Annotated in this window: 17 protein-coding genes; 9 read left to right on the plus strand and 8 right to left on the minus strand. The window is 55.5% G+C overall.

Features of this window, described 5'->3' with window-relative positions; genetic code table 11:
* Window positions 1–59: 59 nt before the first annotated feature.
* Window positions 60–1,424, minus strand: a complete 1,365-nt coding sequence (locus tag AC2TF6_RS21780; protein ID WP_491308458.1) for an ABC transporter substrate-binding protein — start codon at window positions 1,422–1,424, stop codon at window positions 60–62.
* A 462-nt stretch (window positions 1,425–1,886) separates the two neighbouring features.
* Here AC2TF6_RS21780 and AC2TF6_RS21785 point away from each other — a divergent pair, with 462 nt between their 5' ends.
* The 4 genes from AC2TF6_RS21785 to AC2TF6_RS21800 are packed head-to-tail and all read left to right on the plus strand — an operon-like array spanning window position 1,887 to window position 6,937.
* Entirely contained in the window at window positions 1,887–3,272 is a 1,386-nt protein-coding gene (locus AC2TF6_RS21785; RefSeq protein ID WP_491308459.1) for a YheC/YheD family endospore coat-associated protein, read from the plus strand.
* Between the two features lie 21 nt (window positions 3,273–3,293).
* Window positions 3,294–4,439 (plus strand): YheC/YheD family endospore coat-associated protein, encoded by a 1,146-nt coding sequence (locus AC2TF6_RS21790; RefSeq protein ID WP_491308460.1) that lies wholly within the window; start codon window positions 3,294–3,296, stop codon window positions 4,437–4,439.
* A 3-nt stretch (window positions 4,440–4,442) separates the two neighbouring features.
* Window positions 4,443–5,810 (plus strand): YheC/YheD family endospore coat-associated protein, encoded by a 1,368-nt coding sequence (locus AC2TF6_RS21795; RefSeq protein ID WP_491308461.1) that lies wholly within the window; start codon window positions 4,443–4,445, stop codon window positions 5,808–5,810.
* Window positions 5,810–6,937, plus strand: a complete 1,128-nt coding sequence (locus AC2TF6_RS21800; protein ID WP_491308462.1) for a YheC/YheD family endospore coat-associated protein — start codon at window positions 5,810–5,812, stop codon at window positions 6,935–6,937. The genes AC2TF6_RS21795 and AC2TF6_RS21800 overlap by 1 nt, the downstream gene beginning before the upstream one ends.
* Window positions 6,938–6,963: 26 nt before the next feature.
* Here the strand turns inward: AC2TF6_RS21800 and AC2TF6_RS21805 are convergent, their stop codons facing one another.
* Genes AC2TF6_RS21805 through AC2TF6_RS21820 form a run of 4 tightly spaced genes read right to left on the minus strand, consistent with a single transcriptional unit; the run spans window position 6,964 to window position 9,730 of the window.
* Window positions 6,964–8,223, minus strand: a complete 1,260-nt coding sequence (locus tag AC2TF6_RS21805) for an ArnT family glycosyltransferase (RefSeq protein WP_491308463.1) — start codon at window positions 8,221–8,223, stop codon at window positions 6,964–6,966.
* Window positions 8,224–8,262: 39 nt separating this feature from the next.
* Complete coding sequence (locus AC2TF6_RS21810) at window positions 8,263–8,634, minus strand: EamA family transporter (protein ID WP_491308464.1); 372 nt, start codon at window positions 8,632–8,634, stop codon at window positions 8,263–8,265.
* A complete protein-coding gene (locus AC2TF6_RS21815; protein ID WP_491308465.1) occupies window positions 8,631–9,020 on the minus strand; it encodes a DUF2304 domain-containing protein in 390 nt (129 codons plus the stop codon). The genes AC2TF6_RS21810 and AC2TF6_RS21815 overlap by 4 nt, the downstream gene beginning before the upstream one ends.
* A 14-nt stretch (window positions 9,021–9,034) precedes the next feature.
* Entirely contained in the window at window positions 9,035–9,730 is a 696-nt protein-coding gene (locus AC2TF6_RS21820; protein ID WP_491308466.1) for a glycosyltransferase family 2 protein, read from the minus strand.
* A 276-nt stretch (window positions 9,731–10,006) separates the two neighbouring features.
* Between AC2TF6_RS21820 and AC2TF6_RS21825 the strand changes: the two genes are divergently transcribed.
* Together AC2TF6_RS21825 and floT are read left to right on the plus strand one after the other, a co-directional pair.
* Complete coding sequence (locus AC2TF6_RS21825; protein WP_491308467.1) at window positions 10,007–10,543, plus strand: NfeD family membrane protein; 537 nt, start codon at window positions 10,007–10,009, stop codon at window positions 10,541–10,543.
* A 21-nt stretch (window positions 10,544–10,564) separates the two neighbouring features.
* Complete coding sequence (gene floT, locus AC2TF6_RS21830; protein ID WP_491308468.1) at window positions 10,565–12,121, plus strand: flotillin lipid rafts scaffold protein FloT; 1,557 nt, start codon at window positions 10,565–10,567, stop codon at window positions 12,119–12,121.
* Between the two features lie 201 nt (window positions 12,122–12,322).
* On the opposite strand, the gene AC2TF6_RS21835 is transcribed toward floT, so the two are convergent.
* Together AC2TF6_RS21835 and AC2TF6_RS21840 are read right to left on the minus strand one after the other, a co-directional pair.
* Window positions 12,323–13,588: an ArnT family glycosyltransferase gene (locus AC2TF6_RS21835; RefSeq protein ID WP_491308469.1), complete on the minus strand. Its 1,266-nt coding sequence runs from the start codon at window positions 13,586–13,588 to the stop codon at window positions 12,323–12,325.
* A 325-nt stretch (window positions 13,589–13,913) separates the two neighbouring features.
* A complete protein-coding gene (locus tag AC2TF6_RS21840; protein ID WP_491308470.1) occupies window positions 13,914–14,594 on the minus strand; it encodes an HAD family hydrolase in 681 nt (226 codons plus the stop codon).
* 216 nt (window positions 14,595–14,810) lie between these two features.
* Here AC2TF6_RS21840 and AC2TF6_RS21845 point away from each other — a divergent pair, with 216 nt between their 5' ends.
* The 3 genes from AC2TF6_RS21845 to nagA are packed head-to-tail and all read left to right on the plus strand — an operon-like array spanning window position 14,811 to window position 17,593.
* Window positions 14,811–15,668: a MurR/RpiR family transcriptional regulator gene (locus AC2TF6_RS21845; RefSeq protein ID WP_405080011.1), complete on the plus strand. Its 858-nt coding sequence runs from the start codon at window positions 14,811–14,813 to the stop codon at window positions 15,666–15,668.
* A gap of 3 nt (window positions 15,669–15,671) precedes the next feature.
* Window positions 15,672–16,400 carry a glucosamine-6-phosphate deaminase gene (nagB, locus tag AC2TF6_RS21850; RefSeq protein WP_009674569.1) on the plus strand — a complete coding sequence of 243 codons (729 nt, stop codon included), beginning with the start codon at window positions 15,672–15,674 and terminating at the stop codon, window positions 16,398–16,400.
* Window positions 16,397–17,593: an N-acetylglucosamine-6-phosphate deacetylase gene (gene nagA / locus AC2TF6_RS21855; protein ID WP_491308471.1), complete on the plus strand. Its 1,197-nt coding sequence runs from the start codon at window positions 16,397–16,399 to the stop codon at window positions 17,591–17,593. Before nagB ends, nagA begins: the two co-directional genes overlap by 4 nt.
* Before the next feature lie 80 nt (window positions 17,594–17,673).
* Here the strand turns inward: nagA and AC2TF6_RS21860 are convergent, their stop codons facing one another.
* Window positions 17,674–18,810, minus strand: a complete 1,137-nt coding sequence (locus AC2TF6_RS21860) for an ROK family transcriptional regulator (RefSeq protein ID WP_491308472.1) — start codon at window positions 18,808–18,810, stop codon at window positions 17,674–17,676.
* Window positions 18,811–18,868 lie beyond the last annotated feature (58 nt).

Below are 18,868 nucleotides of genomic sequence, written 5' to 3' on the forward strand. Positions count from 1 at the left end.
CTGGGAACGACAATAAGGGAATTCGCATTCCCTTATTATCACTCCGGAGATATGGGTGCTTATTTTTTCAATTTGGCGCGCTGCTTGGCTGCTTCGTCTTCCATACGTTTCGCCCACTCTTCTTTGGTGATCGTGCCTTGAGTCAGAGCCAGCGTGGAATCGTTACGCACTTTTTTGAGGTCTTCCGGAATAACCGGCTCCGGAGCTACAACCGTTTCCGGGGAGCTGTAGGATTTGATGGCCGTTTTTGCCAGATTGCTTGCGGACGTGTTGTCGAGATTCGTTTTCACGTTAAGCAGAGCGCCTGTCGCTTCCGCCCATTTCCCCGCTTGCTTCTCCGTAAAAATAAACTGGATGAACGCTTTTGCCGCTTCCGGATTTTTCGCTTTTTTTGCGATACCCATTGTGGCCGTAGTCGGAATGGCTACGCTTTTGCCGCCTTTTTCCTGGGCAATGGACGGAATGAATCCGAATTCAAAGCCTTGCGGCACGTCTTTTTTCATTTCGTTCTCTACCCAGAGGCCGTTCGGAATAAAGGCCGCTTTGTGCTGAAGGAACTGCGTTTGGGAGTCCGTGTGGTTCAAAGCGACGGAACCCTTGTCGATGAAGCCCTTATCGCGCATTTGAATGATCTTGTCAAGCGCTTTCATAACCGGTTCGCTTTTGAATACGCCTTCTTCCATGTTGTTGATTTTTTTGATAATGGACGTATCGTAGTTGTTCGCCGCCACGGTTGCGGAATCCAGGAACGCCCCGTTAATGTAGTACGGGTACACGCCGGTGTGAATGTAGACGCTCATTTTGCCGGAAGCTTTGATTTTGTCGCCTACCGCAAGGAAGCTCTCCCAGTCTTTCGGCTCTTCCCAGTTGTTTTTCTTGAACTCGGCACGATCCCAGAACGTTCCCCACGATCCGAAGACGAGCGGAACATCGTAGTATTTGCCTGCTTCGTACTCTTCCGGCTTGGTAATGAACAGGTCCATAATGTTTTTGCCGTCCGCGTTTTTGGCGGTTTTCAACCAGTCGGTAATATCCATGAGCTGGCCGTCCTGATACATGGTTCTCGCGTTGGCGCCCGCTCCGTCGATATAAACCACATCCGGCGGATTGCCTTGAATCCAGCGGGGTTTCATCTGATCGTTGATTTTGGCTCCCGCGGACTGCTTGATTTTCAGATCGGGATTAGCTTTCTGGAACTCGTCGATGGCCGCTTTCCACCAGGTATCTCCGTATCCGCCGACAAAATACTGGATCTCAAACTCGCCGGTCAGTTTCTTGCCGCTCGCATCTCCCGGATTCGCGTTCGAGGACGCTCCCGGAGTAGCTGCCGGCGTAGTCGTTGTGTTCGTTTTGCTGCACCCTGCCGCAATTGCGGATACCATCATTAGCGAAAGTCCCATGTTGAGCCATTTGTTTCTTTTCATGTGTACAAACACTCCTTAAAGGTTCTTTTGTAATCGGTTACAAACTGAAGCGGTCCCCCTGATGCTTTGTCAACCAACGCCTTCTTACCGGGAGTTCCTCACCTCCTTAGCGGTCCCGAGAGAACAAAAAAAGGGCATAGTCAAAGAAGCAAAATCACTTCTTTAACTTATGCCCTTTCGGTAACATGTTAAAGTTTGGGTATGCAGTTGTCTGGATGAAGATAATATTGAAATTACTTACATCTTACAAGGACTTTAGTCTCTCGTCAATCCTTTTGTTAACACTTTGTCCATATTTGTCATCTTGTGCCGGATTTCCCCCTGCCGCTAAGTCATGCCGAACGTAAGGCCGAAACCCCGCATTCGCCCTTGCACCAAGGGATATATGTCCTCATATGATGAAGTAATTCTTTAGTTGCAGCCGCTGGTACCGCTTGTACCGCGAAGCGAAGGAGCTTTCCTATGACCCGCATCTTCCATGTCCGCAGCCTCGATCCGGCTCTCTACGAAGACGAACGGACCGTTCTGCTGAGCGCGGGGATAATCCGGGCGTACCGATTGGCCCCGGACAGCGCCGTCAAGCTTCGCTTCGGTTCCGCGTCCTGCGAAGCGGTGGTCCGGACGGCTGCGGAACCGGGCGCGAGTCCGGACGAAGAGCTATGCCTTCATCCGGCGCTGGGGCGCCGGCTCGGCATTCGCGGCGGATGCAGGCTTTCGCTCGTTTATCAGCCTTCCGCCGCCACGCTTTACGCGGGTCCGCTCGTCGGGGTTCTGCTCAGCAGGCTCTACTCGTCTCAGGAAATGCCCTTCGGCTCCATGACAACCTTCTGCCGGGAGCTGACCAAAGCAGGCGAGGAAGCCGGGGTCAGCCTGTTCTTTTTTTCTCCCGAAGAAATACACACTTTTCCCGATCTGGGAGGCCTGTATTACGACGAGGAATGGAGAAAAGGTATTTTTCCCGTCCCGCACGTTATTTACAACCGGCTGACTTCACGCAAATACGAAAACAAACCGGAAGTCCAGCATTTCCTCAAAGCCGTTCAACTGCGTCACCAGACGCACATTTTCAACGATAAATACCTGGATAAGAACGCCGTATTCTCCGCCCTGTGCAGTGAGACCGCTCTTCAGGACTGCCTGCCGGAATCTCATCCGTTCTCCAACTATCACATGCTGAAGGCCATGTCCGGCCGGTCCCGGACCTTATTTATAAAACCGGCCTCCGGCAGTCTCGGCAAAGGAATTTTCCGCCTGCACGTCTTGGAGGACGGCAGCTGTGAAGTCCGGTTCTCCGCGCTCAGCGGGACCGTCGTCCTTCTCTATCCCGATCTCTTCGAGGCTTACTCCCATTTGGCGGGAAAAATCCGGACTCAGGCTTATCAGATCCAGGAAGGCCTGGACCTGCTGACGATCGGCGGCCGCCCCGTCGATTTCCGTGCCCTCGTTCAGAGAGACGGCGGAGGAGAATGGGTTCTGAGTTCCATCGTGGCCCGGATCGCGGCGGAGCAGCACTTCGTATCCAACCTCGCGAGAGGCGGAACGATGACGGCCGTCCAGGAGGCGCTGGCCGGGACTTCTTTGGCCTCACGCAAAGGGAGCATTCAGCGTACTTTAAAAAGTACGGCGCTGACAGTCGCTCAGGCCATCAGCAGGAACGTGAAGGGAACGTTCGGGGAGCTCGGCGTGGATCTGGCTCTGGACGCGGCCGGGCAGGTAAAACTGCTGGAAGTGAACTCCAAGCCTTCCCGCGAGGAATTCTCCCTTCCCTCCGCGGCTGAGGAAGCGCTCGTGCGGCCGTCCGTCCGGCGTCTCCTTGATTATGCCGTTTATTTGTCCGGCTTTATGTAGAACAAGAAGGCGGTGGGTCGTGTGGATCATGCAGTGAATCGGTGTCTGGGCGTTCTGGCCTCGCCGGGTAAAGCGGCGCCCGCCGGAGATTCCGAACCCTTTTTCCGGAAGCTGGGCCAGAACGGGGCGGCCGAAGGAATCGAGGTCATCGTGTTCAGCCCGGACGGAATCTCTTTCGAGTACGAGACGGTGGACGGCTTCCTGTACAGTCCCTCGGATTCCACCTGGAGAGAAGGCACCTTCCCTCTTCCTGCCGTCCTTTATGACCGCTGCTTTTGCTCCAATTACGCAGAGCAGCGGCTTTACCGCCGGCAGCTGAACCAACTTCACCAGCTGCCCGGGATCCGGTTTCTGGGCGGAGGCCTCCGGGGCAAATGGGACGTCCAGCGCCTGCTGGCGGCCGACCCGGCTCTCGCCCCGCATTTGCCGCTTACCCGGCGTCTGACTGCGCCGTACCAGCTTGAACCGTGGCTTGAGCTGCACGGGGCCGCTTTTCTGAAGCCCGAAGCAGGCATGCACGGCAAAGGCGCCCTGCATGTTTACCGCAGTCCCGGCCCGGACTTTTCCTGGAGCGTACGCGGCCGCGACCGGGCAAACTGTCCGTTGCAGCGGGATTTCGGCACGGCGCTGGAGATGCGGCGCTGGGTCCGCGGTTTCATAGGCAAACGCCGCTATTTGCTCCAGCAGTACCTGCCGCTGACTACACCGGACGGTACGGCTTACGATATCCGTTCTCTTATGCAAAAAGACGGACACGGCCTTTGGAAGTTGACCGGGATGGTTGTACGCTCGGGCGGTCCGGGGAGCGTGACGTCCAATCTCCACGGCGGCGGCACCGCCTGCGAGGCCGAAGCTTTTCTGAGGGAACAATTTCCCGGCGGGGCGTCCGGCAGGCTGATGGAAACACTGTCCGTTTTATCCCATCGAATTGCGCTTATTCTGGAATCGTCGCATGGGCGTCTGGCCGAGCTGGGCATCGATTTCGGCGTTTGCCGGGATGGACGCATCCACATTCTGGAGGTTAATTCCAAGCCCGGCAGAGCAGCCTTCCAGAGCATTGACGGCGGGAAAACCGCCCGCTCAGCCGCCTCTAATCCGGTCCGGTACGCCGCCTATTTGCTGAGAACGCAGCGGGAACCGGCAGGGGCAACAAGTTTAGGAGGGTAACCAATGAGTTTGACGACGTGCACGGTTCACGTAAATTCCAAACAGGAAAAAAGTATTTTGGTATCCGGTGAACTGGCCAAGGCGCTGCGCTTGTCAAAAAGCAAGACGCTGCAGCTCCAGGTCGGCTCCAAGTCCATTACACTCCCGGCCCGGTATATCAAAAAAAGCGGACTCCACCTCTATCTGCCCCAGTCCGCCATTACTTCCGTGAAACTTCCGCGGATCGGTCCGTGCCTGGCAGCGAGCGGAAGCGGCAAAGATATCCGGCTCGGTCCCGTAATCGGAATTCTGACGAATGTGGCCAGCACCACGTCCGGTCCTTTCGGAACGAGAACTCCGTTTATCCGCTCGCTGATGCAGCCGGGGGAACGCAAATCGTTCCACATCGCCTTTTCGCCCAAGGATGTCAACTGGCAGCAGGGCACTGTAAACGGCTATATGCTTCAACCGCAGGGAGGCTGGGTCCGTAAAACCGTTCCTCTTCCGGATGTGGTTTACAACCGTCTTCCCAGCCGCAAAGCGGAGAAATTGGTCTCCATGGAGGACTTCAAGCAGCGCTTCGTCAAACGGGATATCCCCTTATTCAACTGGGCTTTCTTCGATAAATGGGATGTGTACCGGCTGCTTGAAAACGATCCGGCCTTCAAATACGTACCGGAATCGGTCCTGGATCCTTCGGCGGATCAGTTGAAGGACCTTCTCACCCGCCACAAATTTATCTATCTGAAGCCAACGGCCGGAAGCCTCGGCATCGGCATTTACCGCATTACGTATTCGACGGACCGCGGATATTTCGTACGCTACCGCCGCAACGGCAAAAATGTACTGCTGCGCTTCAACAAATTCGAAGGGCTCGTCAAAATGCTCGGCATCAACCGCGGAAAGCTGACCAGCTATGTGACCCAGCAGGGAATCCGGCTGATCGAGATCGACGGCTGCCCCATTGATTTCCGCTTCCATCTGACCAAGAACGGAAACAATCAGTGGGTCGTCGCCGCCATCGGCGCTAAAAAAGCCGGCAAAGGAAGCGTCACGACCCACCTGCGCAACGGCGGCCAGCTGATGACGGCGGAGCAGGCGCTGAAACAGGTGTACGGCAGCAGAAGCGACGCTGTTTTGTCCCGGATGAAAGAGACGTCTATCGAGCTTGCGGAAGCGATCGAAAAAAATTACAATCACCGTCTGGGCGAGCTCGGATTCGACCTCGGCATCGACCAGAACGAGAAAACGTGGATGTTCGAAGCCAATGCGAAGCCGGGACGTTCCATCTTCAAACACCCGGGGTTGAAAGCCCAGGATAAAGCTTCCCTTAACTATATCTATGAGCACTGCGTCTATTTAAGCCGCTTTCGTGCGAGGAGGGATGGTTAGTGGACGTTAGCGCCCATAAAAAGCAGCAGCCTCTGTGCATCGGAATTTTAACAACACCCGATCCAAAACGCCGATTCTCGGGAAATCGTGAAAATTTCATTGATTTGATTAAAGCCGGCTACGAACAGGGTGCTCTCGTTTATGTAGTCACTACATCCGATCTGAAATTGAGCGGCAAGCATGTTCAGGCCTACTGCTATCAGTTGACCGCGAAAAAATGGAACAAACAGCTGATGCCTCTTCCCGACGTCATTTACAACCGGATCCCGACACGCCGGCTCGAAATTCAGAGTGACGTTCAGCGGACGATCCAGGCCTGCATCCGCAGCAAGCAGGTTCACTTGTTCAATCCGTTCTTTTTCGACAAATGGACGCTCTTCGAATGGCTCGATCAGTCTCCCGAAATCCGCAAATACGTGCCGGTTACGAAGCAGTTGAGCAGCCAGGCCGTCCTGGAGTCGATGCTCAAACGGTTCCCTTTCATCTACCTCAAACCGGTTGAAGGGAAAGCCGGCAAGGGGATCATGCGCCTGGAACGGATCACGAAGAAAAGCGGAGCGCAGACTTACAAGCTGACCATGCAGGAAACTGTGAATTCGCATTACGAGTTATTCACGAACTTATCCGATGTCTGGAACCGGATTGCCGAGGTCAAAAAGGACGAAAGCTACATCATTCAGCAGGGAATCCGCCTTTCAAGTTTTAACAAACGTCCTTTCGATCTGCGAGCGCTTCTTCAGAAAACGTCGAAAGGCACGTGGAGCGTAACCGGAATCGGAGCCAGAGTCGCCGGCAGGCAGAGCATTACGACACATGTGCCTCGGGGAGGCTCCATCGACGATCCGGCACGGCTGCTGGAGAAATCATTCGGGCCGCTCAAGGCCAAGCGGATTCTCCAGCGGACGCGCAGCACCGCACTGCTTATGGCAAACAGCGTAGAACAGACCTCCAAGCAGAAGCTCGGGGAGATGTCGATGGATCTGGGCGTCGATCTCGACGGACGCATCTGGTTTTTCGAAGCCAATTCCAAACCGATGAAATTCGACGAACCCCACATCCGCAAAAAATCGCTGGCGCGCATTATCGGTTACAGCGTGCATCTGGCAAACAAAAACAAGACCAAATGAACCCATAAAAAAAACCATCCCTCACTTTACGGAAGGGATGGTTTTTGATGTTTGCGGCCGACTGCCGCGCCTGTTCTTCCTCTGCCTTCCCACGCCTGGAGAATCGCGTAGCCGGCAAAAAGAGCCATAAACGGCATCAGCGGAGCCGAATACCGCGAATGCGCCAAATAAATCATATGAAGCAGAGACATGTAGGCGAACAGCACGGTCAGAAGGTAAGCCAGCCGCTTTTCTCTCGCCAGCCAGATCCCCCGGATGCCGAACCCTAGGATCGTATAGTGAATCCCTACGGGCAGAATGAGACTAACCCAATTTACAGCGTTCCAATAGTACACGTCCCCCCAGAAGGTCGCAAACTTCCCGATCGTATACCACTGGAGGTAGTACAGCGGCTGCTCCGCAAAGCCCGTCCGGATCCGCTCCTTGGCCCACTGCGTGTCGAACGCGTCATTGACCCACAGATCGCTTGATGCGTGCCACGTCCGCTGTTCGGCTACAGGCGGAGGGCCGTAAGGAAACGTGCCGAGGAGCAGCGGATTGCCGCTGGATTTCGTCAGCGGAATAAACTGCCCTCCGGACACTTCGTAGTTGCGGACCCACCACGGCATGAGGCAGAGGACAAATACCAGAGCGGAGACCGCCAGGCAAGCCGCCAGTTTTTTCCACGGGATCGTCCGCCAGTAAATGAGCAGCAGCAGAAAAAACCCCGGCCAAAGCGCGATCGTCGGCCTTACGTAAACGGCAAACGCCCACACCAGCCCGAACCAGACGGCATTTCCCGCGGTCGGCTTGTCCATCGCTTTCAACGCGCCATGCACCAGAAGCATCAGAGCAAGCACAAACAAGGCTTCCGTCAAAATATAAAACGAAATGTTCCACATCGGCGGATAAACGGCCGTCAAAACGACGGCGATAAGCGCGACTCTCTCGTTAAACAGCCGGATTCCGATTTTGAACAAAAGAATCATCGAGAAAGAAACCATGACGACCTGAACGACCCGGATCGTTTGCTCCAGCACGTACCCCGTTCCTAGTCCGCTCATAAACAGGGCGATAAAAGCCGGAAGAGCGGGCGTAATAAACACCGTCGGCTTCGACGGGTCATTGTAGGTAAATATTCCTTTTTCCAGCCAGATTCGCGCGGTTTCCAGATAAGACTGGTCGTCCGATCCCAAGTTGTAGGAGGAACCGTATGTAAACACCACCGCCAGCTTCAGCAGTGTCGTGAGCAGCACGACAATCCAGAGCCAGCCCCGGACCGGTATAGATCGAAGCCTGTGCGACATGATGCATTCCCCGCTTTCCGTAAAAAAATCAAAAGCGCGTTACGAATAACGCGCCGATAAACCGATCATTCCCACGCCGATCAGGATCACTACGCAACCGGCGATTTTAAGTACCGACATTTGTTCGTTGAAAATATAATACGCACCGATGACAGTAATCAGATAAGCGATGCTCTGCATCGGGTAAGCGATGCTGATATCCACTTTATTCAGGATAAACAGCCATAAAACCGTTGCAAGCCCGTAAATGAAAAGCCCCCCCAGAATAAACGGGGAAAACATAAGATGAATGATACTTTGCAGGTTTTCGAAAGAGTCCGTTTTGCGCGAAAGCCCGAATTTCCACAAAAATTGACCGCTTACCAGCATAAGCGTATTCAACAAAATCAGTCCGATATGTAACGGATTCATGGCGTTTCCCGTCTCCCCGCTCCTGTGTAACTATCTTGGTTTCGGCTTTGTTCCTTAAGCAGCATCACTTCGTTCTCCAGATACGCGTGCTCTTGAGCGAGCGTCTTGATCTGCTCCTGCTGCTTGGACAGCAGGATCGTCTGATGGACGAGCAGGCTCAGGGTGACCACGATCACGATCAGGAAGATCAGCGACGGCATGTACGACACGCCGATCCAGATAGCGAAACGGTTGAGCAGCGGGATACAAATGCCCGTGACAAGTCCCGCCAGGGCGATCATAATCCAGGTGAACGCATGGCGGTCTCTTAATTTATGCTTGCTGGTGTAGTAAAGAATCTGAAACAAGAAAATGACCGTAACTCCGATCGTAATAGCCTGAATCAAAATGATTGCCCTCCCTAGAAGCTTCTCCGGATGATCGAAAACATAGTCACCTTCAGCATGTAATACACGGATCGGATCGGATTAATGGATGAGACGCCGCCCTGCCGTTTTTTCATTTCCACGCTGATTTCTTTGATCCGGTATTTGCTGCGGGCCATGGAGACGAGAATTTCCACTTCCGGATAATCAACCGGATAATAAGTGGCGAATTCCCCAATGATCTTGCTGTTGACGATCCGGTATCCCGACGTCGGGTCGAAGATCCGGTTCCCTGTAAGAATGCGGATCAACATGTAGAAATAGTAGATGCCGATCCGTCTGGGCAGGCTGCTTTTGTAAGAACTCTTCTCGACAAAACGGGAACCGATCACCATATCGGAGCCGGACTCGCGGATCTCCCGCACCAGCTTGTCTATGTCCCGGGCGTCGTGCTGCCCGTCCGCATCAAGCTGGATCGCATATTTATAGCCGTGTCTCGCGGCATAGCGGTACCCGGTCTGCATGGCTCCGCCGATGCCGAGATTGACGGGCAGACGCACACCGTTGTAACCCCGCTCCCGGATAATCGCCGCCGTGCGGTCTTTGGAGCCGTCATCCACGATCAGATAATCGTACTCAACGTGTTTCCGCAAATGATCGACGGTCTGTTCGATGGCGTCTTCTTCATTATAGGCCGGAATAATAATGAGTACATCACTTTGTCTGGGCATAACCTCTTGCTTCCTCCTTCATTGCTTTTCAATCACCTTGTCCAGCTGCGGTAGTCAAGTTGTGCAGGCTTTTGGCGGCAATTTTCTTTATTCTTTGTAAGGCCTTTAGCCCACTGTATTCAAAATCAGCTTTATTCAGTATAAAGGATATCCCTCCTGCTGGAAAGGACAACCCCTGAATCATTAACCCCGTTAATTTCGGACCGAAACCCTTCTCCGCCTCGCCCGTATAGAATCCCATAACCAATATCCAGTATTTGATAAGGGAGGGACGACATGGAATCCTGGTATTGGGGCCTTTTTATAGCCGGCATTCTTTTTGCCCTGGCTACCCTCATTTTCGGCGAAGTTCTCGGCCATCTCTCGGGTATGCTCGACTCCACCTCCGGACACCACCTGCCATTCCTGCAGCCGGCGGTTCTCGTCGGGGGAATTACAACCTTCGGAGGGGCCGGCATTCTGCTCTCCAGGTACACGGAACTCACTTCCTGGCAGAGCGGAGGGCTTTCTCTGCTGATAGCCGCCGTTTTGTCCGTCCTCGTTTACCTCGTCTACGTCAAACCGATGGAAAACAGCGAAAATTCGGTCGCCTTCTCGCTGCAGGAGCTGGTCGGCAAAATCGGTGAAGTCACCGTGCCCGTGCCCGCCTCGGGCTACGGCGAGGTCATGGTTCGGACCGGCGGCGGAGTGACCAATCAGATCGCGGAAAGCTTCGACGGACGGAGCATCCCGAGCCACCTCCGTGTCGTCGTCGTGGAGGTTAAGAACAGCGTGCTGCTCGTCTCCCCGCTGGATTCCGATCCTCTTAACTAACCAAGCAAAGGAGTTTTGCCCATGTTGAACACAGATGTACTGCTCATCCCCGGTATCGTAGTCGGCGTCATCCTTATTCTCGGTATTGCCTTCTGGGCCCGCTACAAAACGGTCAGTCCCGATGAGGCGATGATCGTCACAGGCTCTTTTCTCGGGAGCAAAAACGTCAGCATCGACGATTCCGGCCGCAAAATGAAAATCGTGCGCGGCGGCGGGGCGTTTATTCTGCCGATCTTCCAGCAGTCCCGGTTCCTTTCCCTGCTCTCCCACAAGCTGGACGTCATGACGCCGGAAGTGTACACCGAGCAGGGAGTGCCGGTTATGACGGACGCCGTCGCCATCATTAAAATCGGCGGTTCCGTCGAAGATGTGGCGACCGCAGCCGAGCAGTTTCTCGGCAAACCGACCGAAGCGCTGAAAAGCGAAGCCCAGGAGGTTCTCGAAGGCCACCTGCGGGCTATCCTCGGCTCCATGACGGTCGAGGAAGTATACCGCAACCGGGACCGGTTTGCCCAGGAAGTACAGGGCGTTGCGGCGCGGGACCTCAAAAAAATGGGCCTGCAGATCGTCTCCTTCACGATCAAGGACGTCCGCGACAAGCACGGCTACCTCGATGCCCTCGGTAAACCGAGAATCGCGGCCGTAAAGCGCGATGCGGATATCGCCGAAGCGGAAGCCGTGCGGGACGCCCGTATCCAGAAGGCGAAAGCCGAGGAAGAAGGGCAGAAAGCCGAGCTTCTGCGGGATACGAACATTGCCGAGGCCAGCAAAGAGAAGGAACTGAAGGTCGCGGCCTTCAAGAAAGACCAGGACATGGCCAAGGCCGAAGCCGATCAGGCTTACCACATCCAAGAAGCGCGCTCCAAGCAAAGCGTAGTCGAGGAGCAGATGCGCGTGGAACTCGTGCGGAAAGAGCGCGAAATCGACCTCGAAACCAAAGAGATTTTGCGCCGCGAGAAGCAGTACGACGCCGAGGTGAAGAAGAAAGCCGACGCGGACCGGTATTCGGTCGTGCAGGCCGCCGAAGCCGAGAAGTCGCGCAAAATGCTCGAAGCGGAAGCGCTCCAGTTCCGCATCGAAGCGGAGGCCAAAGCGATGGCCGAGCAGAAGCGGCTTGACGGTCTGGCCCTTGCCGATGCCGAGCGGGCCCGCGGTACGGCCGAAGCCGACGTCATCCGGCTGCGCGGTCTGGCCGAGGCCGAAGCGAAGCAGCGGCTCGCCGAGGCGTTCGAGAAGTTCGGCGAAGCGGCCGTGCTGGACATCATCGTCAAGATGCTTCCGGAGCTGGCCGGCAAGGTCGCCGAACCGATCAAAGGCATCGACAAGCTGACCGTTGTCGATACGGGCCACGGCGAAGGGGCCGCGCGCATCAGCAACTACGTCACCTCGCTGATGGCTACCGCGCCCGAGATGCTCAAGAACGTCTCCGGAATCGACGTCGAGGGGCTTATCAAAGGCCTGACGTCGAGGAGCGCCAAGCCGGTAGCGAAGCCCGCGCCCCTGACCGCGGAGTTGGAGCCCGCATCCGCAGCCGGGGCCGTTGCCGCCGCCAAGGAAGACGAACCGGACGAGGCCTGATCGTCCCCCGGCCGGAATCAATCAACATGGGGGGGCGGAGAGCTGCCGCCCTCCCAAGGTAATGAAAAGCACTCCATGCGAGTGCTTTTTTATTTTCTTTTTCCGGCAGAAGGTACGAACCGGAATCTCGGGATGACCCTCCGCAGTTCGCCGGCCTGGGCTTTTCGCTTGACAGAGTAGGGTCTTTGCGGCAACACCGCCTCAGACAGCCTTGCTTCCGTCCGTTTCCGAACGGACATCCTTCCGGACTCCGCCTCCCGTCTTGTTGCGGCCGCGTACCAGCCCTGCCGCATAGGAAACCGCCTGAACCAGCAGCGCGGAAATAATCAGCATAAGAAACGGCATCATGCCGATCGTGTAACGTGCTTCCGGGATAAACATAAGCTGCGTCCCCAGCAGGATAAGAAATACGGCGATCAGAAACCGGTAGCTTTTATGGATAAAGAAGGCGATCAGGGAGCCTCCCATTCCCGCATAGACCAGAAACTTGTGAAATCTTGGAATCCAGGGTGCATACCAAGCAGGCACCGAGGAGCCGTAATCTCCTATGTACAGCTTGTTCAGAAACATCTCTTTCATTTTGCCCACCGTAAACCAGCGGATCCAGAGGGCCGGATCGGTCTGCAGCCCTTCTTTGATGCGCTTAATCGCCTCTCCCTGCTGGTTGTTGAAATCGACTTTGCTCCAGTCCAGCGTTCCCCGGTAATAAGGATCGGTTCCGCCTAACAGCGGATTTCCCGCTCCTCCTTTGGAAATGAAAATAATTTCGTGAAAGGTGATCGCATTGCGTATCCACCAAAGAAGCATCCCCAGCGCAAAAGCGAGGACCCCGAAGCTGATTTCTTTAAAATAAGGCTTCTTGTGCTGAAACCACAGGAAAACATAAGGAACCGGCGCCACCACCAGCGTATTCGGGCGGATCAGAACGGCCAGGGCAAGGAGCAGTCCGGCAAGGAGATGATCCCTGGTGCGGTTTTCCTGTACGATTTTGACCTGATAATAAATGAGCGCCATAAACGACGTCAGGAATATGACCTCCGTCAGGATCAACGAATTCACGACAATGAAGGTTCCGTATACGGAAGCGAAAAATGCCGCAATCAGGCCGGTCGCCCGGTTGAAAAGCCTCAGCCCGATCTTGTAGATATACCAGATGGCCGCGAGCGAGATAAAAACCTGTAAAACCCGTACCACCATAAACGTGCGTTCTATATCCGTGTATCCGAATACGGCCAGAATCGCCGCCAGAAATACGGGAAATCCGGGAGTCACTAACGTGTTGGACTTGGCCTCGTTGTAGCCGTAAATCCCTTTTTCAAGCATTTGTACCGCCATCGTCGTATAGTTCTTTTGATCGTATTCCACAGGCTCGTATTGTTCTCCCAGTACGTAGAATAGCCTCAGGCCGAGCGCAAAAGCCAGAACGAACACAATCAGCATTTTTTTCCATAACCGGGATGCACCCACGCTCTTCTTCCTCCTCCAACTTTACCGTATTCTTCCTGTCCCTTTAACGCAGGCCGGATTAAAAAGGTTTCATTTCTTAAGGATTGATAAGAAATTCCGTTCAAGCAGCCGCCGCTCTTCCCGTCGTACCAGCATACCCGAGAAACATCAACGGCCATGCTGCGTCCGGTCAATTTTACGTAAAAAATAAATACGGGAACGCGGGACGGTCTACCCTATATACACCGAATAACTTCCGCCTAGAAACAAAAATCCCCGGCAGGTGGACAAACTTGTCCCGCCGGAGATTTTCTTTATTCAGCTGATTTAAAGACGGCTTGTCCGATCAGTTTTCCTCTCGGGGAAGAAGGCCGAGCAGCTCCGGAAATGCCGTAATCCGGACATCGGCTTCGTCGAGCTCACGCTCGGAACGGAAACCCGCATAATCGCAGCCGATCACCTTAAGCCCGTTGCGGTGACCCGCTTCCACATCGGAAGAGCGGTCCCCTACCATCCAGGCGCTTTGTAAGCCGTGCTGCTCCAGGAGCAGTTTGACAAGATCCACTTTGGACTTCGTTGCGTATTCGCCCGCACTGTACAGCCCCGTAAATAGAGGCGCCAGCCCCTTCAGCCGGATCACTTCCCGGACGTAATCCTCCAGACCGTTGCTCGCGACGAAAAGCCGGATTCCGCGAGCATGAAGCGCCTGCAGCGTTTCCTCGACGCCATCGTAGAGCATGCCTTCTCCCTGGAGCAGCCGGTCCATCTGTTCGGCGAGCAGGAGCTCGTCCGCGCGGCTGCGGACCGCGGCCGGGACATCGGGCAGAACCCGCTCCCAGATTTCTTCGAGAAGCATGCCGAGCCCGCCGAGAATACGTTCGTCAGACGGCGTCGGCCCTTCATAAACTCCTTCGCGGCGAAGCGCGTCGAAAGCCGCATGATAAGCCGGCAGAAGAAGCGTTTCCGTTTTGAAAAGCGTTCCATCCAAATCAAAAAGCATCGCTTGCGGTGCAGGGGACTGATTCATAGCTGGACTCCACATCCTAAAGGTTTTCTTTTAAGGATGGCAAACCGTGCCGGGCTTGTCAACTTGGCCCGCGGAAAATTTTTCCGGTGTTCGTCCGCTTTTCACTAGGACTTCCTATTGATGTTGAGGATAAAATATTTTAGAATGAATGTGAAAATGTTTTTCTTAATAAACTACGATTTGACTAAAATTTTTTTCAAAAAGGTGCGGAATCCTATGTCCAGCATTCTTCGGGCCATTGAAGAACGGAAGCACGGGCTGAACCGCCAGGAACAGGTTCTCGCCATTTATATTCTCGAGCATTCCAGTCAAGTGGTGCGCATGGGAATAACGGAATTGGCGGAACAGTCGAAGACGAGTCCCGCTACGATTTCCCGCTTTTGCAAAACGTTTCATTTCCAGGGATACACCGATTTCAAGTTCCAGCTCGGCGCAGAGCTCGCCACTCAGCCTGCCGGCCAGTCTTATCAAGATATCGTCGCCGGGAATCCGCTGGAGAAAATCGTGTCGGCTATGGAAGCCAACCATATGCGCTCTATTGCGGATACGACCCGTCTTCTGGATCTGAGGCAGGTCCAGTCGGCGGTCGACGCGCTTCAGAGCGCGAGGCAGATCGACCTTTACGGCGTCGCCACTTCGGGCGTCGTAGCGCTCGATTTCCACCAGAAGCTGGTGCGGATCGGGAGGTACGCGACCGCATGGTCGGATCCTCACATGCAGATCACGTCCGCTTCCAACCTGCAGCCGGGTGACGTTGCCTTCGCGGTTTCCTACTCCGGCGACACGCCTGAAACGATTCAGGCGCTGCTTTGCGCCAAGGAGCGGGGGGCCACGACGATCAGTCTGACCAAATACGGCTCCAATCCCCTGGCGGATCTTTCGGACATCAAGCTGTTCGCCTCTACGCTGGAGGAAGGCATGCGCCGCGGAGATATGGCGTCCCGGATCGCGCAGCTTCATGTGATAGACATTTTGTTTACGAGCCTGGTCAGCGACCGGTTCGACGAACATGTCACCCGTTTGGAACGGACCTACCACATGGTCCGCAAATACCGAAGCAAAGGGAGAGAGTAAACCATGATTATTCACAAGTTTGAAAATCAGCAGGAATTAAACGAGGCGGGCGCGGGGATTATTACCGCTCTTGTACAGACGAAGCCCGATGCGGTTCTCGGCCTCGCTACGGGAAGCACGCCGATCGGCATTTACGAAGAAATCGTAAAAGCTTACAACAAGGGACGCGTGAGCTTTAAAAACGTACGCACGTACAATCTGGACGAGTATGTGGGACTCCCCGACGGTCATGCCGAAAGCTACCGTACGTACATGAACGAGCATTTGTTTCGCCATATCGATGTACAGCCGGAGCGCACCCGCATTCCGAACGGCAACGCCTCCGACCTTCAGGAAGAATGCGCGCGCTATAATGGCGAGCTGGACGAGATCAAACAAGTGGACCTGCAGATTCTCGGTCTCGGCCACAACGGCCACATCGGCTTCAATGAGCCGGCGGACGAGCTTCATGGCGGCACTCACCTGGTCGAACTCGATCACAAAACACGCGAAGCCAACGCACGCTTCTTCCCTTCCATTAATGACGTTCCGACGCACGCTCTCACGATGGGGGTAGGGACGATTCTTAAAGCCAGAACGATTCTTCTCGTTGTCCGCGGCGCCGACAAAGCGGATATCGTACACCGTGCCCTGACCGGCCCGATTACGACCCAGTGTCCGGCAAGCCTGCTGCAGACACACCCGCATCTGATCGTTCTGCTCGATTCCGAAGCAGGGAGGAATTTCGTATGAGCCGGTCCACTTCCGCACAGGAGCGCATATTAATCGTTAACGCCCGGATTGTGACGGAAAATACAGTCGTCGACAACGGCGCGCTGCTCGCCGTAGACGGCCGCATCGAACGCATCTACAAGGCGCATGAACTTGCGGAGCTTGATTTAACGGGCGCCGTAGACGCGCAAGGAAGCTGGCTGCTGCCGGGCTTTATCGACGTGCATGTTCACGGCGGCTTCGGAGCCGACTTCATGGACGCTTCCGCCGAGTCCCTGGAAACGATCACCCGTTTCCACAGCACCAAAGGCACCACGGCGATGCTCGCCACATCCGTCACAGCCTCCCGCGAAGCGCTGGATGCGGTTATCACCGCCACAGACGCTTATATCAGCGGCGGAATGCCGTATGCCCAGTTGATCGGGGTACATCTGGAAGGCCCGTTCATTTCTCCGAAATGGAGCGGCGCCCAGAACCCGGAATTCATCTCCCTGCCGACATCCGAGTGGCTTGAAGATTGGCACGCCCGCTTCCCCGGGCTGGTCAAAATGATGACGCTCGCGCCCGAACGGGAAGGAGCGATGGAAGTCATCCAGTGGCTCAGCGATCATGGAATCGTTGCGGCCGCAGGCCATACGGATGCCGACTACGAGACGATCGAACGCGCGGTTGAACACGGCTTGAGCCATGCCGTTCATACGTTCAACGCCATGACTCCCCTGCATCACCGGAATCCCGGCACGGCGGGCGCCGTGCTGACCGATCCGCGGATTCATGCGGAAATTATCGCCGACGGCGTGCATGTGCATCCGGCCGGCGTCCAGCTGCTGACGCAGACGAAGAAGCAGCATAACCTCATCATGATCACCGATGCGATTTCCGCCGCCGGCCTGGAAGACGGCGATTACAAGCTGGGCGGACTCGATGTGATCATGAAGGACGGCATTTGCCGCCTGAAAGAAGGCGGAAGCCTGGCCGGAAGCACGCTGACCATGATCGATGCCTTCAAATTCATGGTCAACAAAATCGGCGTCAGCGTGCAGCAGGCAAGCGAATACGCCAGCGGCAACCCTGCCCGCCAGATGGGCGTCGCGGACCGCATGGGCTCCATCGCACGCGGCAAACAAGCGGACTTCCTGCTCGTCAGCCCGTCGCTGGAACTCGAACGCGCCTGGGTGCTCGGACGCGAACTTTCCCTCGTGACGGAAGCTTAAGCCTTCCGTCCTCAAGCGCAAAAAACCTCGTGCAGAATGTTACGTTCATTCTGCACGAGGTTTTTTTGCGGTCTTTGCCGTCAGCTCATGGTCCGCGACTTGAACATCCGGTGAAGGCCGATCGTAGCGGCGCCGATGGAGGCGCCGTACTCCTTCCACCGGGGCGAATGGACAGGCGTCGGCACAATCGCCTGCTCGCGGCTTTGGATGCGCTCCGCAAGCCGCGTGAAGAACGGCTCGCTCTCGCCTATCCAGCCGCCCAGAATGAGCTGCTCGGGGCTGAGCAGCTGCAGGACGTGCCCGCAGTAGGAGGCGATCGTCTCGATGATCTCCTCCAGCTCTCCCGCGAAGGGCTTCGCTCCCTGCATGCCCAAGTCCACGAAACGGCGGACGACGAGCGGCTCTTCGTCTCTCACATCGCCGAAGGTGTCCGGGTACGTCTCCAGCAGACGCTTGGACAGATTCGCCGTGCTGAACCGGCTGAACTCGCGGATACGTCCCGCACGATCATGGCGGCCGCGATAGATCTGGTTGTTCAGCACAAGACCCGCGCCGATTCCATAGTCGATGAGGATGTAGACGATCGTCTGGAGACCTTTGGCCGTTCCGTTAAAACGTTCGGCGAAACCCGCGGCATCCAGATCGTTCACCAGATGCATCGGAATGTTGAACTCCTCGTAAAGCTTCGTTCTCAGCGGGAAGTTCTCCAGGCCCAGTACGGTCGAATTTACGACGTTCTCGCGCTTCTCGTCAATCCGCCCCGGAATCGATACGCCCATCCACCGGATGGTGGCAAGCGGCGTCTCCTGCTCCTCCAGGAAGGCGCGGATGAGCTGGGGAAGCTCGCTGCACATCGCTTCCGGCCCAAAGAGAGGCTGCGCCGGCTGCAGAGGCTGCGATGCGAGCAAATTGCCCCTCAGGTCCAGCAGAACGCAGCGGGCCGGGGCGTTGGACAGGTCTACGCCAAGCACGCAGCCGCCGGCCGCGTTGATGTCGAGAAGCGTCATGCGCCTGCCGACACCCGAGCCGGCCGTGCCTGTTTCGCGCACCAGTCCTTCGCGGATCGCTTCTTCCATCAGGACGGAAACCGTCGTCGGGCTTAGTCTTGTTTTCCGGGCCAAATCCACTCTCGAAATCGGACCCTGCTCATAAATATTATTCAGCAGCAGAGACTTGTTGATCTCCCGCAACATTTGTTGATTTCCAATCTGATTCATAATCCTCTACTCCCTGCAAGCCTTATTTCATCCACTATCATTGTGCCACGGGCATCCG

This window comes from Paenibacillus sp. JNUCC 35 (assembly GCF_058269095.1).

Bases quoted from the DNA above. Each gene is read 5' to 3' on its own strand.
- AC2TF6_RS21785 (WP_491308459.1), top strand. From the start codon at position 1,887: ATGACCCGCATCTTCCATGTCCGCAGCCTCGATCCGGCTCTCTACGAA.
- AC2TF6_RS21795 (WP_491308461.1), top strand. From the start codon at position 4,443: ATGAGTTTGACGACGTGCACGGTTCACGTAAATTCCAAACAGGAAAAA.
- floT (WP_491308468.1), top strand. From the start codon at position 10,565: ATGTTGAACACAGATGTACTGCTCATCCCCGGTATCGTAGTCGGCGTC.
- nagA (WP_491308471.1), top strand. From the start codon at position 16,397: ATGAGCCGGTCCACTTCCGCACAGGAGCGCATATTAATCGTTAACGCC.
- AC2TF6_RS21845 (WP_405080011.1), top strand. From the start codon at position 14,811: ATGTCCAGCATTCTTCGGGCCATTGAAGAACGGAAGCACGGGCTGAAC.
- AC2TF6_RS21805 (WP_491308463.1), bottom strand. From the start codon at position 8,223: ATGTCGCACAGGCTTCGATCTATACCGGTCCGGGGCTGGCTCTGGATT.
- AC2TF6_RS21860 (WP_491308472.1), bottom strand. From the start codon at position 18,810: ATGAATCAGATTGGAAATCAACAAATGTTGCGGGAGATCAACAAGTCT.
- AC2TF6_RS21820 (WP_491308466.1), bottom strand. From the start codon at position 9,730: ATGCCCAGACAAAGTGATGTACTCATTATTATTCCGGCCTATAATGAA.
- AC2TF6_RS21780 (WP_491308458.1), bottom strand. From the start codon at position 1,424: ATGAAAAGAAACAAATGGCTCAACATGGGACTTTCGCTAATGATGGTA.
- AC2TF6_RS21810 (WP_491308464.1), bottom strand. From the start codon at position 8,634: ATGAATCCGTTACATATCGGACTGATTTTGTTGAATACGCTTATGCTG.
- AC2TF6_RS21840 (WP_491308470.1), bottom strand. From the start codon at position 14,594: ATGAATCAGTCCCCTGCACCGCAAGCGATGCTTTTTGATTTGGATGGA.
- nagB (WP_009674569.1), top strand. From the start codon at position 15,672: ATGATTATTCACAAGTTTGAAAATCAGCAGGAATTAAACGAGGCGGGC.
- AC2TF6_RS21825 (WP_491308467.1), top strand. From the start codon at position 10,007: ATGGAATCCTGGTATTGGGGCCTTTTTATAGCCGGCATTCTTTTTGCC.